Origin of the sequence: Amycolatopsis umgeniensis (genome assembly GCF_014205155.1) — a bacterium.
GTDB lineage: Bacteria > Actinomycetota > Actinomycetes > Mycobacteriales > Pseudonocardiaceae > Amycolatopsis > Amycolatopsis umgeniensis.
The window spans coordinates 185,553-202,683 of sequence record NZ_JACHMX010000001.1; the positions used below are offsets into that span (position 1 = coordinate 185,553).

A 17,131-nucleotide genomic window follows, 5' to 3' on the forward strand; every position below is an offset into this window, starting at 1 on the left:
ACGTCCCGAAGGAGGCCTTCATTTGTTTACCTACGTCTGACCTGCGCGTAGCTGGCGGCTCGATCTGTTCGGGGATCGACGGTGGAGGATTTGGGACGTTCAACGTCCCAAATCCTCCACCGTCGCGCGAGTCACCTGGTTGATCGAGGCAGTGTCGGTCACGACCTCGTGGCCGACGACCGAGCGAGGAACATTCCGGACGTTCAACGTCCTGAAACCTCCACACCCGAACCCACACACCAGCAGGTCAGCAAACACAAGCCCGTTAAGGAGGCCTTCACTACCTTCGTCTGACCTGCGCGAGGACGGTGGTTGCGCGGGTCCATCCAGTCGCGGACCGGTGGCAGGCAACCCGAGTGGGGAAGATTGGGGACGTTCAACGTCCCAAATCCTTCACGCTCGACCACCGGCCACGCCAGTGGGCAAGCAAATCGAGGGTCCCGAAAGTGGCTTTCGCGACACCCGAAGCCGACACATGCCCTGACCGTGCTGCGGGACCGGGTACTGCTGCGTACCGTTGTCCCGTGGTCCACGTGCACCGGACGATCACCGTCCGAACCCCCGCCCAGACCGTCGTCGACTATCTGCGGGACTTCGCGCACGCCGAGGCGTGGGATCCGGGCACCGTGTCCTGCACCCGGGCGGACACCGGCCCGATCGCCGTCGGGTCGCGGTGGCACAACGTGTCCGAGTTCCGCGGCAAGAAGACCGAATTGACCTACCGCCTCGACCGGCTGGAGCCGGGACGGATCGTGTTCGTCGGCGACAACAAGACCGCCACCTCCACCGACGATCTGACGGTGACCGAAGAAGACGGCACGACGACCGTCAGCTACCACGCCACCATCGAGTTCCACGGACTGGCGAAACTCGCGGACCCCTTCCTGAAGCGGCAGTTCGAGAAGATGGGCGATGAGCTGGTGCCGACCATGAAGGCGACACTGGAAGCGCTCTAGACGCGCGGCGACTCCAGTCGCCGCCGCCGCGGGTTGCTGAGCCGCCGCACCGCGTTCGCGCAGGCCAGCGACTCCAGCAGCGGCACCGTCCGTTCCCAGCCGAGACAAGCATCCGTGATGCTCAGGTCGGGCCGGGGCGGCGCCGACCCGACGTCCTGCCTGCCGTCGGAGAGGTAGGACTCGATCATCACTCCGGCCAGCGCGTCGTTGCCCGCCGAAATCTGGTCCGCCAGATCCGCGACGACCACGGGCTGGCGGTTGTGGTCCTTGCCGCTGTTGCCGTGCGAGGCGTCGACGACGAGACGGTGCGGCAGGCCGGCGGCGGTCAGCGAGTCGAGGGCGTCGGCGACCGCGTGGGCGTGGTAGTTCGGTTTCGAGCCGCCGCGCAGGACGATGTGGGCGTCCGGATTCCCGGTGCTGCGCAGGATCCTCGGGTGCCCGTCCGCCGCGGCGCCGGGGAACACGTGCGGCAGCCCGGCCGCCCGCACCGCGGCGACGGCCGTGTCCAGTCGCCCGGAGACGCAGTTCTTCATGCCCACAGGCATCGGCAACCACGACGCCAGATGCCGGTGCGGCTGGCTGGCGACGGTCCGCGCGCCGATCGCGCCCCAGCTGATCGTGTCGGCGAAGTAGGGCGCCAAGAACGGGTCGACGAACTCGTACGCGAGCGGCAGCCCGGTCGCGGCGGCGTCGATGAGGAATCGCCGTCCGATCCGCACTCCGGACGCGAGATCGCCCTTGCCGTCCAAGGTGGGGTCGGGCACCAGGCCGGTCCACCCCGCGATCGTCCGCGGTTTTTCGAGGTAGGCGCGCAGGACCACGACGAGGTCGTCGGCGAAGTTCCGGGCCGCGTCGGCGAGCCGGTGCGCGTATTCGAGCGCGCCGTCGGCGTCGTGCACCGAACACGGGCCCACGACGACGAGCAGCCGCGAGTCGCGACGGGCGAGGACGTCCGCGACGGTTTCGCGGTGCCGGGCCACTTCGTCCGGCACGGTCCCGTTCACGGCCACCTCGGCCGGGCTGGGCAGGGTGTCCTGGTCAGGCATCCGCGTGACCTCTCTTCTTGTCGGGGGCGGCCACCCCGGCCCGGGGCAGCCGCGTCGCACCGGCGACCGCCACGACGGCGAGGCCGAGAACGCACCAGAAAGCGTCCGCGAAGGCCGCGGCGACGTCCGGACCGCGCGCGGCCAGCCGGGCCTGCAGCACCACGGCCAGCACCGCGGTGCCGATCGAGCCGCCGAGCGTGTTGAGCAGGTTCAGTGCCCCGGCCGCGCGGGGCAGCCGGGCGGGTTCGACCCGGCGGTAGACGATCGTCATCACCGGCGCGCCGATCAGCGCCGCGCCGAAACCTCGCAGCAGCAAGGAAATCACGATCACCCAGTCCGGGAGTCCGGGGCCGAGCTGGGTGAAGGGTGCGGTGCCGAGGGCGACCAGCCCGATCCCGCTCAGTACCAGGGTGCGTGGCGAGATCCGGTCGACGAGCCGGTTCACCAGCACCGACCCGGCCGCCGCGCCGATGCCCTGGGGCACCAGCAGCAGACCGGTGTCCCATGTGGACAGTCCGGCACCGCGTTGGAGGTAGAGCGGGAGCAGGAACATCGTGCCGAACACCGAGGCGCCGAGGAGGACCAGCGCCAGCGCGGCGACCCCGAACGGCGGTTTGGTGAACAGCCTCGGATCGAGCAGTGGCGCTTCGGCCCGCAGGCCGTGTCGTACGAACGCCGCGAGCATCACGACGCCCGCCGCGACGGCGATCCCGGCGAGCGCCGGGCTCCCCCGCTCGAACCAGGTGAGCCCGAACACCAGCACCGCGAGACCCGGTGAAAGCAGCAGCGCGCCCCGGAAATCGAACCGATCGCCCCGGCCGCCCGGTTCGCCTGCCGGAACCCAGCGCCGTGCCAGCAGGATGGCCACCACGCCGACCGGGAGGTTGACGTAGAACAGCCACGGCCAGTCGGCGACCGCGAGGATCGTGCCGCTCGCCAGCGGGCCGAGCACGGGTGACAACAGCGGGACGAGGCCGACGACGCTGATCACGCGGCCGATCCGGTCCGGGCCGGCGGCGCGTGCCAGCAGCGCCTGACCGGTCGGCGGCAGCAGTCCGCCCGCGAGTCCTTGGAGAACCCGGAAGGCGATGAGCGCGGGCAAGGTCGGTGCCAGCGCGCACAGCAGGGACGCCAGCAGGAACACGACGACGGCGGTGAGCCATACGCGACGGCCGCCGAAGCGGTCGGCCAGCCAGCCGGACGCAGGCACCGCGGTGACCACGGCCAGCAGATAGGCCGTCGTCACCCACTGGACGCCGGTGACCGGCGCGCCGAACTCCTCGGCGAGCGTGTCGACGCCGACAGAGACGATCGTGCTGTCCAAGGTCGCCATGAAGGTGCCGAGCACCAGCACGGCCGCCGTACGCCACAGCGCGGCGTCGACAGGGCGCGCGGTCATCGCTCACCCACGAATCCGGCCGCGTCGCCGTCCAGCCAGGACGGCAACTCCTCGAGGAACCGGACCAGATCGCCGGCCAGCGACCGGGCATCGGCGTCCCGCGCGTACAGGACACCTTCCCAGCCGTCCTGGCCGGGAACGACGGTGACACTCACCGGATGGTGGGTCCGTTCACGGAACCGGGTGCCGGTGACGGTCAGGCCAGGCGCCGGTTCACGCAGCTTCGCCGGATCCACCGGATAGTTCTCGAAGACGAGCAAGCTGTCGAACAACCGCTCGCGGCCGGCGAGCGACGCGAGTTCGGGCAGGCCGATCCGGTGGTGCCCGGCCATCGCCTGCTGCCGTGCCTGCAAGTCCGCGAGTGCTTCGGCCACCGTCCCGGTGAACCTGGCGCGGACCGGGACACTGTTCGCCAGCAGGCCGATGATCTCCTCGACACCGTCCACATCGGACGTCCGGTTCGAGGTCATCACCCCGAAGCTGACGTCCGGACGCCCCGCGTGAGCCGCGAGCACGGCCGCCCAAGCGCCCTGCAGCAGCATGTTGACCGTGAGCCCGCGTGACGCGCCCGACCGGGTGAGCTCCGTGACCAGCGCACTGTCCACAGTGAACAGCGCGGGCTCGGCCGCGCCTCCGGTTCTCGGCAGGTGATCGCCTTCGGGAAGCCCGTCGAGTTCCGCCCGCCAGGCCCGGACGTCGGCCGAGTGGTCGGCCGCGGCGAGCAGGCGGGTGTATCGGGACGGCGGAACCGGCTCCGGCAACGGCTTTCCCGCGTACAGGGCGAACAACTCGCCCAGGATGCGGGGCGCCGACCAGCCGTCGGACAGCAGATGGTGACTGGTCAGGACGAGCGTCTGACGCTCTGGCCCTTGTCGCAGCACCGCGACCCGCCACAGCGGCCCGTTCGCCAGGTCGAACGGCTCCGCGAGCTCCTCGTCCAGCGCAGTGTCCACTTCGGACACGTCGCGGACGCGGAACCCGGCCTCCGGCGCCGCGGGGATCACCTGGACCTCGTGCGAGGTCGGGAACACGGCGCCGAGGTTCGGCTGCCGTCGCACCAGCGCGGACGCCGCCGCCCGCAACGCGTCGACATCGAGGTCGCCGGACAACGCGAACGCCGCCTGGACCGGATACGGATCCTCGTCCGCCGCCCGGGATTCGCGCAGGATGACCTCCTGCAACGGCGTCAGCGGCAGCACCTCGCCCGGCCCCGGCAGGTCGGCGGCGAGTTCGTCCAGCTCGCGGCGGAAGTGTTCGCCCAGCACGGCGATCTCGTCGTCGCCGAACAGCGCGGACGGCCAGGTGAAGCGGACGCCGAGCGTGCCGCCGTCGGGCACCATCGCGTTCACCGTCAGCGCGTACGGCAGCGGCAGGTCCGCACCGCCGCCCGAACCGAGCGGATCGGCGTCCGGTGGGCGCTGCCACGGGGTTTCCTCGACCGGGGCCGAGGGGAACCGGCCGAGATAGTTCCAGGCGACCTCGGGCCGAGGCCCTTCGACGCCGAGGATTCCGTGGCCGAGGCCGTCGCCCGCCGCACGCAAGTGGTCACGGACCACGCGCAGCGCCGTCGGAAGCGATCCTGCGGGCGGCGCGATCCGCGCCGGATGCACGGCGGTGAACCAGCCCGCGGTCTGCGCCAGGTCGACGGTGCCCGCGAAGTCCGGCGTGTGCCCCGGCCGCCCGTGGCTCTCGACGGCGACGAGCAGATCCGCCCGCGTCCCGCGCCAGGCCCCGACAGCGCGGGCCAGCGCGGTCAGCAGCACGGTGTCCGGACCGGTGCGGTAGGCCGCGGGCAACGCGGTGAGCACGGCGTGGGTGGTGTCCGCGCCGATGTCGAGCCGGTGGTGGCGCGCGGTGGCCACGGTGTCGCGAGCCGGATCGAGTCCGGTGCGGCCGAGCCTGGTCTCCGGCGCGGCGGAGATCCCTTGCCAATACCGCGATTCGTCCTCTCGATGCGGTGCCGCGGACCGCAGTGACCGCGCCCAGCCCAGGAACGACTGCCCGCGCCGGTGCAGGGCGTTGCCGTAAAAGGCCTGTTCGACGTCGTCGAGCAGCACTCGCCAGGTCACCGCGTCGGCGACCAGGTGATGCGCCACCAGCAACAGCCGCCCCGGCCGTTCTTCGCCCGCGTCCACCAGCACCGCGCGGAGCAACGGCCCCGTGCGCGGGTCCATCCGCGCGACGATCCGCTCGACCTGCGCGTCCAGAACCGCGCGTGGATCGCCGGACGCCTGGACGGTGGTGAGTACCGAGTGGGCGGTCACGGCGCCGACGTCGGGGACGCGCAGCGCGTCCTCGACAAGGTGCGCGCGCAGGACGTCATGGCGGGCGAGGACGGCGTCGAGCACCGATCGCCACCGCGCCAGGTCGCTTGCCCCCGGCACGCAGATCTCGACCCACTGGCAGAACCCGTCGGCCGCCTTTTCCGCGCGCAGCAGCAGATCGCGCATGATCGGCGTGAGTGGTGCGTCGCCGACCGCGGGCGCTTCCTCCGCCCGCGCGGGTTCGCCGCAGCGCGCCGCGATCCCGGCGACGGTGCCGCCTTCGAGCACGTCTCGCGCGGTCAGGTGCAGCCCCTCGCGACGAGCGCGGGAGACCACCCGCAGCGACGCGATGCTGTCCCCGCCGGCCTCCAGGAAGCCGTCGTCCAGGCCGACCCCGGGACCGAGCAGGTCCCGGACCACCCGCAGCAGGACGGCCTCCGCCGGCGTGGCGGGTTCCCGGCCTTGCGCGGACCGGGCCTCCGGCGCGGGCAAGGCGGTCCGGTCGAGTTTGCCGCTCGGACCGAGCGGCAACCGGTCCAGTGGCACGAACGCGGTGGGCACCATGTACGCGGGCAGGTCCGCGGCGAGGTACTCGCGCAGCGCGGCCGGTTCGGGTTCGGCGCCGTCCACAGGGACGACGTACGCGACCAGCCGGTCCTCGCGGACGATCACCGCGGAGGCACGCACGTCGTCGTGCGCTGTCAGCGCTGTCTCGATCTCGCCGAGCTCGATCCGGAATCCACGCAGCTTGACCTGGTGGTCGGCGCGGCCGAGGAACACGATCTGCCCGTCCGGCCGCCATCGGACCAGGTCACCGGTGCGGTACATGCGCTCGCCCGGCGGGCCGAACGGATCGGCCACGAACCGTTCGGCCGTCAGCGCCGCCCGGCCCACGTAGCCCTGGGCGAGCTTCGGCCCGGCGAGGTAGAGCTCGCCGGTGACGTTCGTCCCTACCGGGAGCAGACCCCCGTCGAGGACGTACGCGCGGACCTCCGGATCCGGGCGGCCGATCGGCAGCGGTCCGGGGTCGGCCGGGTCGTAATGCCAGGTGACCGAGTTGATGGTGACCTCGGTCGGGCCGTAGGCGTTGAACAGCGCCCGCCGGTTCCCCCAGCGCCGGGCCAGTTCCGGATCGAGCCGTTCGGCGCCGACGACGAAGAACACGTCCGGATCGACGGTCGCGTCGTCGGGCATCGCGGACAGGAACGACGGGAGCAGGTTGAGCCCGGTGACGCGGTGTTCGGCGGCGTAGGCGAGCAGATCGTCGCCGGAGACACGCACCTCCTCCGGCGCGATGACCGACGTGCCACCGGACAGCAGCGGCAGCATGAACTGCCAGAACGCGACGTCGAAACTGGTCGAGGCGAAGTGCAGGTACCGCTCGGCGGTCCCGATCCCGACGATGTCCTCCTGCAACGCGATCAGGCTCGGGACGCCACGATGCGGAACTGCGACCCCCTTGGGCTTGCCGGTGGTGCCTGAGGTGTAGATGACGTAGGCGAGGGCGTCGTCGCTGAGCCGAATCGACGGATCGGTGTCCACAAGGGACAGATGTCCCGGGTCGATCACCGGGAGCCCGTCGACGTCCGAAGTGGACACGGCGGCGGCGGGTTCGATGTCACCGAGCATGTAGGCGAGCCGATCGGCCGGGTAGTCCGGGTCCATCGGCACGTGGACGGCTCCGGCCTTGAACACGCCGAACAGCGCGACCACCAGGTCGACGTCGCGGCGCAGCAGGACCGCGACCGGATCCTGCGGTTTCACCCCGGCTTCGATCAGGCTGTGCGCGAGCCGGTTGGCTTGCCGGTCCAGTTCGGCGTAGGTCAGGCTCCGGTTCCGGCAGACGACGGCCTCGGCGTCCGGGGTCTCCCGCACCCAGCGGGCGAATTCCGCCAAGGCGCCGCCGCGTTCCCGCTTCGGTTCCGGGCCCTCCCCGAGGCGCAGCATCGCGCGTTCCTCGTCGGCGTCGAGTGCCCGCAGCCGGGCGACCGGCCGCGCCGGGTCGGTGACGATCTCGTGCAGCACGGCACGCAGCCAGCGCCCGTAGGACTCGGCCTCGTCGCGTGTGAAGGCCTGGGGCTGGTAACCGAGGCCGACGGTGAACTCGTCGCCGGGCAGCACGATCACCGTGAGCGGATAGTGCGTGGCGTCGGTGATGTCGACCCCGACGAGGTCGAGGCCGGGTGCCAGGGTGGTGCGGGCGCGGCTGGAGAGCGGGAAGTTCTCCATCACCAGCATCGTGTCGAACAGGTCGCCGACGCCGGCCGCGCGCTGGATGTCCGGCAGCCCGGTGTGGTGGTGGTCGGTGAGCCGGACGCTTTCGGTGTGCACGCGTTCCAGCACGGTGACCGCGGTGTCGGCGGGATCGAACCGCACCCGCACCGGAATCGTGCCGCCGAGTTGCCCGACCATCCGCTCGACACCGGGGACGTCGGCCGGACGGCCGGAGACCGGGCAGCCGAACACGACGTCCCGGCGGCCGGTCAGCCTGGCGAGCAGCACTCCCCACGCGGTCTGGAACACCGTCGTCGGCGTGATCCCGCGTTCGCGGGCGAAGGCGCGCAGCCGTTCGCTGAACTCCCCGCCCAGTTCCACGGTGACCCGCTCCGGACGCTCCACGGTGGACTCGACACTGGCGGGAGCGAGCCGGGTGCCCTCGTCGAGTCCGGCCAGAGCCTCGCGCCATGCCTGCAGCCCCGCGTCCGGGTCGCGTTCGCCGAGCACCCGGTGGTACTCCGAAAGCGGCGGGGCGACCGGGGCCGCCGGGCCGCCGTCGAGTTCGGCGTAGGTGGCCAACAGGGTGCGGCCGACCAGCGGCATCGACCAGCCGTCGAGCAGCGCGTGATGGTTGGTGAGCACCAGGCGGTGCTCGTCCGCGCCGAGGGTCAGCAGCAGGAACCGGATCAGCGGCGGGGCCGCCGGATCGAACGGTCGGGCCAGTTCGGCACGGCACTCGGCCGCGACCTCCTCGCGCGCCGCGTTCGAGTGCCGCCAGTCCAGCGACACCGCCGCGGGTACCACCTGGACGACTTCGCCCGCGTCGGTGGTGTGCAGGTGGACTCGCAACGCGGGATGCCGCCGCAGCACTTCCGCCGCGGCTTCCCGCATGCGGTCGACGTCGAGCGCGCCGCTGAGCAGGGTGACGGCCTGCACCACGTAGACGTCGGTGTCTTCGTCGCCGCGAGCCAGGGTGTGGAACGAAAGCCCGGTCTGCAACGGCGTCGCGGGCAGGACGTCCTCGATCCGGCCCCGGCGTTCGAGCTCGTCGATGTCGGACTGGCCGAGGCCGACCAGCGGCAGGTCCGACGGCGTGAGCCCGCCACCGTCCGGTCCGATCCGGGCCGCGTGCGCGGCCAGCGCTTCGAGCGCTCGCGCCCACGCTTCTTGAAGCGCCTCGACGCTTTCCGCGGACAGGACCGCACTGGCCGCGGTCCATTCGACGGCGAGCCGGGGACTGCCGTCCTCACGGACGAAGCAGTTCAGCGCCAGTAGTTGTTCCAGCGATTTGGCATCCGGTTCGGTGACCGCGAACGGGTCTTCCTCCGGCAGCTTCCAGCCGGTGCCGGGCAGCGCCGCGAACCGGCCGAGGTAGTTCAGCACGACGTCCGGCGGCGGGACGGCGGCGAGCTCGTCCCGGGTGAGCGGGTCGAGGTAGCGCAGGACCCCGAAGCCAGAACCGCTGTCCGGCACGGCGCGTTTGGCCTCTTTGGCGGCCCGCAGCAGCTTTCCGGCCGCGTCGCCGCCCTCGAGCGCGCTGTCGAAGTCCGCGGCCGTGGCCACCGCCGTGGCGGGCACGCGCAGCGGATGCTCGGCGGTGAACCAGCCGACGGTGCGCGACAGGTCCAGGCCGTCCTGGTCCCGGCCGTGCCCTTCGAGGGATACGGTTTCGGCCGGGACCGGGGTCTCCCGCCACGACCGGAGAGCGAGGACGAGCGCGGCGAGCAGGACGTCGTCCGGTCCGGCGCGGTAGGCCGCGGGCAGACCGGTGAGCACCGCCTCGGTCTGCTCCGGTGAGGCGAGGGTGACCGAGCGCCGCGCGGTCGCGACCGTGTCGGCCGCCCTGTCGAGCGGACGGTGACCGAGGCGCGGGCCGTCGAGCGCTCCCCGCCAGTGGTCGAGTTCGCCGCGCCGGGCACCCGAAGTCCCCTGCTCGGCAAGGAGTTGCGCGTGCCGCCGCCACGACGTCCCCACCGGTTCGAGCCTCTCGCCCGCGCAAGCGGCGCGCAGGTCCGGCAGGAGGATTCGCCACGAAACGCCGTCGATCGCCAGGTGATGGATCACGATGACGAGATGGCCGGGCAGCAGCGCGACCCGGAGCACTCCGGTCCGGAGATCGAGCGAAGCCGCGAGTTCCGCCGCGACCTCCGCCGGATCGCCGGTGGCTTCGATGACCACGTCGGACGCCTTCACGGCTCCCCGCTCGCGAACCCGCAATTCGTCCTCTGAATGCAGGCGCAGGGCGTCGTGATGGTCCAGGAGCGTTTGCACGCCCTCGATCAGCAGGTACGGCGGAAGGTCCTCGTCGAGCCGGATCGCGGTCCATTGCGTGTAACCGTCGACCGTCCTGACGTCAGGATGCGAGTCGAGCAGGGCGCGGACGATCGGCGGGGCGGGTACCTCACCGACGGGCTCGTCCGGCGGCTCCGCCGGTCCGGCGATCTCCGCGCTCGCCGCCGCCAGCGCCTCGAAACTGCGCCGGGCGAGCAGATCGCGGGGCCGCAGGTCGAGACCGTGCGCGCGCAGCCTGCTGCTGACGCTGATCGCGGTGATGCTGTCGCCGCCCAGTGCGAAGAAGTCGTCGTCGACGGCGACTTCTTCGACGCCGATGACCTCGGCGATGGTCGCGCACAGCAGCCGCTCGCGTTCGGTGGCCGCGGTCCGGCCCGCCGCCGCTCGCGGGGCGGGCAACGCCGCCCTGTCGATCTTCCCGTTGGAGGTCAACGGAAGCGAGTCGAGCACGACCACGGCGGCCGGCACGAGATGCTCCGGGACCCGCCCGGCAAGTTCGGCACGGACGTCGTCCGGGACGACGTCGCCGACGACGTATCCGACGAGCCTCGGTCCGCGCACCGCGGCGGCCGCCGCGCGCACACCGGGGACGGTGGCCAGCGCGGCCTCGACCTCGCCGAGTTCGACGCGGTGGCCGCGCACCTTCACCTGACCGTCGCGGCGGCCCAGGTACTCCAGCCCGCGGCCCGGCACCCAGCGAGCGAGGTCTCCCGTGCGGTACATGCGATCGCCCGGCGCACCGTAGGGATCGGCGACGAACCGCTCGGCGGTCGCGTCCGGACGCCCCAGGTACCCGCGCGCCAGATGTGGTCCGGCGAGGTACAGCTCGCCCGGGGTGCCCGCGGGCGCCGGACGCAGCGCGGCGTCGAGCACTCGCACCGCCGTGCCCGGTACCGCTGTCCCGATGGTCGGTTCCCCGTCGTCCAGCCAGGATCCGGCACCGTCCACAGTGGCCTCGGTGGGGCCGTACATGTTGCGGGCGCGGACACCGGACTCCGCGACGCGACGCCACAACGCGGGCGGGGTCGCCTCGCCGCCGAGGACGAGCAGCGCGGGCGGGTTCGGGCGGTCGAGCAGTCCGGCGTCGACCAGCGGCGCGGCCATCGACGGCGTGGTGTCGACGACGTCGATCCGGTCGCGGGCGAACGCGGCCAGCAGTTCGTCGGCGTCACGGGCGACATCCGTCCCGTAGACGTGCAGTTCGTGCCCGAACAGCAGCCACATGAGCTGATCGAGCGCGGAATCGAAGGCGAACGAGTACGTGTGCGCCACCCGGAGCGGCCTGCCCGCGGCGCGTTCGGTCTCGGCGACCGTGGTCGCGCGGTGATGACGCAGCAACGTCGCCAGTCCCCCGACCCGGCCGAGCACGCCCTTGGGACGGCCGGTCGAGCCGGAAGTGAAGATGACGTACGCGAGATGTTCCGGGTGACGCGAAATCCCCAGCGGCGATCCGTCCAGTGTGGACAGATCGGTTTCGTCGAGCAGGAGGTGTGGTCCGGGCACGATCTCCGGGTCGGTGGCCACGGTGAGGACGGCACCGGCTTCGGCGGCGAGTTCCCGCAACCGTTCGACCGGATGCGCGAGATCCAGCGGCAGGAACGCCGCCCCGGCGTCGAGCACCGCCAGCAAGGCGACGACGAGATCCGCCGATCGCGGCAAAGCCAGCGCGACGACGTCATCGGGCCCGACACCGCGGGCCCGCAGTGCCCGAGCGAGCCGGTGCACCCGGGTGACGAGTTCCCCGGCCGTCAGCCGTTCGTCACCGAAGACCAAGGCCGTCCGCCCGGGCTCAAGTGCGTCGAGAAGCTCCGGTACGCCAAGGAGTTCGGCGTCCGGTGCGGGAGTGGACCACGCGTCGAGCAGGGTGTCCCGCTCCCCCGCCGGGACCAGATCGGCGCCGCCGACGGCCGGACCGTCCGGTTCGGTCATCGCGGTGATCAGGCACCGCAGCGCGGTCAGCTTGGCGTCGACGGCGGCCTGGTCGTGGGTCCGCGCGTCGACCTCGAAGCCGAGCAGCAGTCCGCCGTCCGAGGTCGGGAGCACGGACAGGCCCATGTCCTCGGGCGGCCCGCCCGCGACGTTGCGCATGGTGCCGTGCGCGCCCGCGAAATCGAGCTTGAGGTCGAACGCCTTGAGGTTGATGCCCCGGCCGTGCAGCAGCGCGCCGGCGCCGGGCACCGCGAGATCCTGCGGCAGGTCCTCGCCCCGGTAGCGCTGGTGCGCGCGCATCTCCTTCAGCGCGACCGACACCCGCGCGGTCAGTTCGGCGCCCGAGTCTTCCGGACGTACCGTGACCCGCAGCGGCAGCACGTTGACCGCCATCGCCGGAGTCCGCAGCGCCGCTCCTTCACGGCACATCAACGGCAGGGCGAACACGACATCGCCCCAGCCGAGCACGCGGTGCAGGAAAGCGGCGTAGCACGCGATCAGCGCGTCACCCCAGGTCGTCCCGGCGAGTTTGCCCAGTTCGCGCAGGCGTGCCACGTCCGAAGCGGGCAGGATCGACCGCGCGGTCACGGTGTGCTCGGGCGGACCGGACGCGCCGCCGCCGTCGTCGAGGTCCGGCAGCGGCGTGAACCGCTCCCGCCAGTACTCCCGATCCCGCTGGAACCGGTCACCGGCACGGTATTCGCGATCGGCCTCGACCAGATCGGCGAATCGGGCGAACGTCGAAGGCGGCACGTCCTTGCCCTGGAGGAAAGCGGTGTAGCGGGCCGCGGTGCGGCGCGCGAGCATCGCGGCGGTGTAGCCGTCGAAAACGAGGTGGTGCCCGAGCTGGGTGAACCACACCTCCGACTCCGAAAGCCGCAGCACGAGGTGGGCGAACAGGGGCCGGTCCAGCATGCCGCGGCAAGCCTCGGCGACCCGGCGGCGTTCGGCCTCCACGCGCTCGTGCGCCGCGGCCTCCGGATCGGCCGCGCCCCGCAGGTCCACCACTTCCGGCGACGGCACCGGTTCCGCGGACACCAGCTGACGAGGGCCGTCCGGTGTCTCGAAGACCCGCAGCCGCAGGCTGTCGGCCTCCTCGACGGTCGCCCGGATCGCCTCGGCCAGCACGGCGACGTCGATCGGCCGCTCACCCCGGACCTCCACCACGTCACCGACGACGTAGTACGGCGAGTCGGGTTCCAGTCGCTGTGCGGTCCAGATGCCCAGCTGGGCTCCGGTGAGACTCAACATGAGGGCACCACCATCGGGGTTCCGGTCACCGGGTCGGGCACGACGACGCTGGGGAGATCGAAGACCTCCTTCATCAGCTCCGCGTCGACGATGTCGGCGGGAGCGCCTTCGGCCACGATCCGCCCGTCCCGCAAGGCGACGAGGTGGTCGGCGTAGCGGCAGGCCTGGTTGATGTCGTGCAGGACGGCGATCACCGTGCGCCCTTCGTCGCGCAGGCGCGCCAGCAACGACAGCAACTGGTACTGGTGCGCGATGTCGAGGAACGACGTCGGTTCGTCGAGCAGGAGGTATGGCGTCTTCTGTGCCAGCACCAGCGCCACCCACACGCGCTGCCGCTGCCCGCCGGAGAGTTCCTGGACCGGCCGGTCGGCCAGCCCGGCGACCCCGGCCGCGGTCATCGCGTCGAGCACCGCGCGTTCGTCCTCTTCGGACCACGACGCGAACAGCGATTGGTGCGGGAACCGGCCGCGTGCGATCAGCTGCCGGACCCGGACGTCCTCCGGGGCGACCGGATCCTGCGGCAGGAAGCCGAGCTCCCGCGCCAAACCCTTGCCGGGGAAGGAACCGACGTCCTTGCCGTCCAGGAGGACCTCTCCCCCGGACGGCCGCAGCAGCCGGACGAACGCACGCAGCAGAGTGGACTTGCCGCAGGCGTTCGGTCCGACGACGGCCGTGAACGCGCGATCGGGCACGTCGAGGCTCAGCCGGGTCGACACGACCCTGTCGCCATAGCTCAGGGTCAGATCCCGGGCGGTCAAGCGGGCACTCATGAGCGCCGCACCTCCTTGGTGAGCAGCCAGATCAGGTATCCGCCGCCGATCACGGTGCTGACCACACCGACCGGCAGCGCTTCCGGCGCGAGCAGCATCTGGGCGGCCAGATCGGCGGCGGTCAGCAGGACGGCGCCGGTGAGCGCGGCGGGCAGCAGGCCGATACCGGGCGTGCGGGCCAGCCGCCGCCCGATCTGCGGGGCCGCCAGCGCGATGAACGCGATCGGCCCGGCGACGGCGGTGACCGTGGCCGTGCAGCCGACCCCGATCAGCACCAGGACCAGCCGCAGCCGGTCCCAGCGGACGCCGGTGGTGACCGCCAGCGCACCACCGAGCGCGGCCTGGTGCAGCGCCGGCGCCCGGGTGAACAGCACGACGAACAGCACCGCGAGCACGCCGAACGGGATGGCGACGTCGTCCCAGCCGACCCCGTTGAGGGAACCAGCGTTCCAGCCGACGGCCGCGATCGCGATCTCGAGTTCCGCGCGCAGCACGATCCACGAGTTGAACGCGGTCAGCATCGCGTTGATCGCGATCCCGATGACGATCAGCCGCAGTCCGGACAGCCCGCCGCCGAGTGAGAGCGCGTACACGACGGCCGCGGTGATCACCCCGCCGAGCACCGAACCGATCGTCAGCTGCGTCGACGTCCCCGACAGCACGGTGATCGCGAACAGCGCGCCGGTGTAGGCGCCGGCGTCGAGGCCGATCACGTCCGGGCTGCCGAGCGGGTTGCGGGTGATGCTCTGGAAGATCGCGCCCGCCAGCCCGAGCGCGGCGCCGAACACGAGCCCGGCCAGCACTCGCGGCAGGCGCCATTCCCGGATGACCACACCGGGGCCCCCACCGGAACCGGTGAGCGCGGCGAACACGCGGGCGGGACTCGCCCACGCGGCGCCGTAACAGAGTCCGAGCAGGGTCAGCCCGGCGATGACCACGAGCATCGCGACGAAGAACCAGAGTGTGCGGCGTTCGATGCGGGCGGAGAAACGCCCGCGCCGCAAGATCACAGTGTTCACAGCGGCGCCGCCCCGTACTTGCGGACGGCCCAGATCAGCACCGGGCCGCCGAGGAACGCGGTCACGATCGCGACCGGGACCTCGCCGGTCGGGAGCAGGACCCGGGAGCCGACGTCCGCGGCCAGCATCAGGACCGGGCCGAGCAGCGCGGCGAACGCGATCAGCCACGGGATCGACGCACCGGCCACCCGCCGGGCCAGATGCGGCACGATCAGCCCGACGAACAGGATCGGCCCGGCCAGCGCCGTCGCCGCGCCCGCCATCAGCGTGATCAGCAGCAGGGTGATCGTCCGGACGCGGGCGACGTTCGCGCCGAGCGTGTGCGCGACCGTCTCGCCGAGCGCGATCGCGTTCAGCTGACGGCTCACCGCGAACGCGCCCAGCAGGGACAGGCCGATGATGATCAGCGGCACCGTGGTCGGCGCCTGTTCGCGGCCCGCCAGCGACCCCACCGACCAGAACCGGTAGACGTCGAAGGTGTCCGGGAACAGCAGCCGCAGGCCGAGGGTGAGGCCCAGCAGCACGGCGCTCAACGCGGTCCCGGCGAGCACCAGCCGCAGCGGCGATTTGCTGCCGACCGCGTACACCAGCGCCGACGCACCGACAGCGCCCACCACCGCGAGGCCCAGTTCGGCGGGCGCCGACGCGGCCAAGCCGAACGACGACCCCACCGCGATGGCGAACCCGGCCCCGGCGGTCACGCCGAGCACACCGGGTTCGGCCAAGGCGTTGCGCGACAGGGCCTGCACGAGCACCCCGCCGACGGCGAGGGCCGCGCCGACACCGATCGCGAGCACCGCCCTCGGCGCGCGGATGTCCAGGACCACCGCACGGTCACTGGGATTCCCCTCGCCCAGCAGGGCGCGCACGACCTCGCCGGGGGCGATGGCGTGCGCGCCGATGCCGACGCTCAGCACGGCGACCACGACGAGCCCGAGCAGTGCGGCGCCGAGCAGCGCGGACCGCCCGGTGGTGGTCACTGCTTGAGCAGCGGCGCGAACGCCTGGTCGACGGCGTCCAAAGTGGACGTCGCGGCCCGGTAGGTGGCGGCCTCGGTGTAGCGGAACGGGTAGACCTTGCCCGCCTTCACCGCGGGGAGTTCCTTCCACAGCGGCGAGTCGAGGACGTACTTGACCGGCGCCGGCACGGCACCGTCCGCGCTGACGGAGTAGGTGATCGCGTCGGCCTCGGCGAACGCCGTCGAGAGCTCTTCGATCGACGGGTACTCGCTGACGTCCTTGGAGCCGCCGCCCTTGACCTTGACCTGGCCGTAGTAGGTGGCGCCGAGGTCCTGGGCGATGTTGGTGCCCCAGGAACCGTTGAACTCGCGCTGGAAGTTGCCCTTGGCGACCTCGCCGTACGCGCCGACGTGGCCGAGCTTCAGCTGCGGCAGCACGGACTTGTACTTGTCGGTGAGGCCCTTGGCCTTGGTGTCGTACGCGGTCTTGATCGCGTCGAACCCGGCGGCCGCACCGGCGGCGTCGGCCTGCTTGCGGGACAGCTCACGCCACATCGACGGCACCGACGGGCCGATGGCCACGACGGGGGCGATCGCTTCGAGCCGCTTGATGTCGATGTCGGCGAGCACCGGCTTCGGCACGCCGATCACGATGAGGTCCGGATCCGCCTGGGCGATCGCCTCGTAGTTCGTCTCCGAAGCCGCCTCGCCCGCGACCTTCGCCAGCTCGTCGTACTTCTTGCGCTCCTGCTCGTTGAAAAGCGGGATACCGCGCTTCCAGCTGGACACCCCGACCAGCGGCGCACCCGCTTCGAGCAGGGCGGGCACGGCGTAGCCGGTGGCGACGACCCGCTTCGGCGAGACCGGGATGGTGATCTGGCCGTTGTCGGCGGCGAACACCCGGGTCTGGCCGCCTTCGGCTGCCTTGCCGTCGTCACCCGAGCCACAGGCGGTGGCCGCGGTCGCGACGGTCAACGCGAGCGCGAGCGCTCCGGTGAGGCGGCGGGTTCTTGTGGTGCGCATAGGTTTT

Annotated in this window: 8 protein-coding genes; 1 reads left to right on the top strand and 7 read right to left on the bottom strand. The window is 71.9% G+C overall.

What is annotated here, in order from left to right:
* Positions 1–524: 524 nt before the first annotated feature.
* Positions 525–956 (top strand): SRPBCC family protein, encoded by a 432-nt coding sequence (locus HDA45_RS42980; RefSeq protein WP_184891384.1) that lies wholly within the window; start codon positions 525–527, stop codon positions 954–956.
* Here HDA45_RS42980 and HDA45_RS00840 read toward each other — a convergent pair.
* The 7 genes from HDA45_RS00840 to HDA45_RS00870 are packed head-to-tail and all read right to left on the bottom strand — an operon-like array spanning position 953 to position 17,124.
* Complete coding sequence (locus tag HDA45_RS00840) at positions 953–2,002, bottom strand: 3-deoxy-7-phosphoheptulonate synthase (RefSeq protein ID WP_184891385.1); 1,050 nt, start codon at positions 2,000–2,002, stop codon at positions 953–955. The two genes, HDA45_RS42980 and HDA45_RS00840, sit on opposite strands and share 4 nt — an antisense overlap.
* On the bottom strand, positions 1,995–3,401 hold the full coding sequence (locus HDA45_RS00845; protein WP_184891386.1) for a DHA2 family efflux MFS transporter permease subunit: 1,407 nt from the start codon (positions 3,399–3,401) through the stop codon (positions 1,995–1,997). The genes HDA45_RS00840 and HDA45_RS00845 overlap by 8 nt, the downstream gene beginning before the upstream one ends.
* Positions 3,398–13,354 carry a non-ribosomal peptide synthetase gene (locus HDA45_RS00850; RefSeq protein ID WP_184891387.1) on the bottom strand — a complete coding sequence of 3,319 codons (9,957 nt, stop codon included), beginning with the start codon at positions 13,352–13,354 and terminating at the stop codon, positions 3,398–3,400. Before HDA45_RS00850 ends, HDA45_RS00845 begins: the two co-directional genes overlap by 4 nt.
* A complete protein-coding gene (locus HDA45_RS00855) occupies positions 13,348–14,124 on the bottom strand; it encodes an ABC transporter ATP-binding protein (RefSeq protein ID WP_184891388.1) in 777 nt (258 codons plus the stop codon). The genes HDA45_RS00850 and HDA45_RS00855 overlap by 7 nt, the downstream gene beginning before the upstream one ends.
* Positions 14,121–15,143 (bottom strand): iron chelate uptake ABC transporter family permease subunit, encoded by a 1,023-nt coding sequence (locus HDA45_RS00860; RefSeq protein WP_184891389.1) that lies wholly within the window; start codon positions 15,141–15,143, stop codon positions 14,121–14,123. Before HDA45_RS00860 ends, HDA45_RS00855 begins: the two co-directional genes overlap by 4 nt.
* Positions 15,140–16,123: an iron chelate uptake ABC transporter family permease subunit gene (locus tag HDA45_RS00865; RefSeq protein WP_184891390.1), complete on the bottom strand. Its 984-nt coding sequence runs from the start codon at positions 16,121–16,123 to the stop codon at positions 15,140–15,142. Before HDA45_RS00865 ends, HDA45_RS00860 begins: the two co-directional genes overlap by 4 nt.
* Positions 16,120–17,124, bottom strand: a complete 1,005-nt coding sequence (locus tag HDA45_RS00870; RefSeq protein ID WP_184891391.1) for an ABC transporter substrate-binding protein — start codon at positions 17,122–17,124, stop codon at positions 16,120–16,122. The genes HDA45_RS00865 and HDA45_RS00870 overlap by 4 nt, the downstream gene beginning before the upstream one ends.
* Between the last annotated feature and the right edge of the window lie 7 nt (positions 17,125–17,131).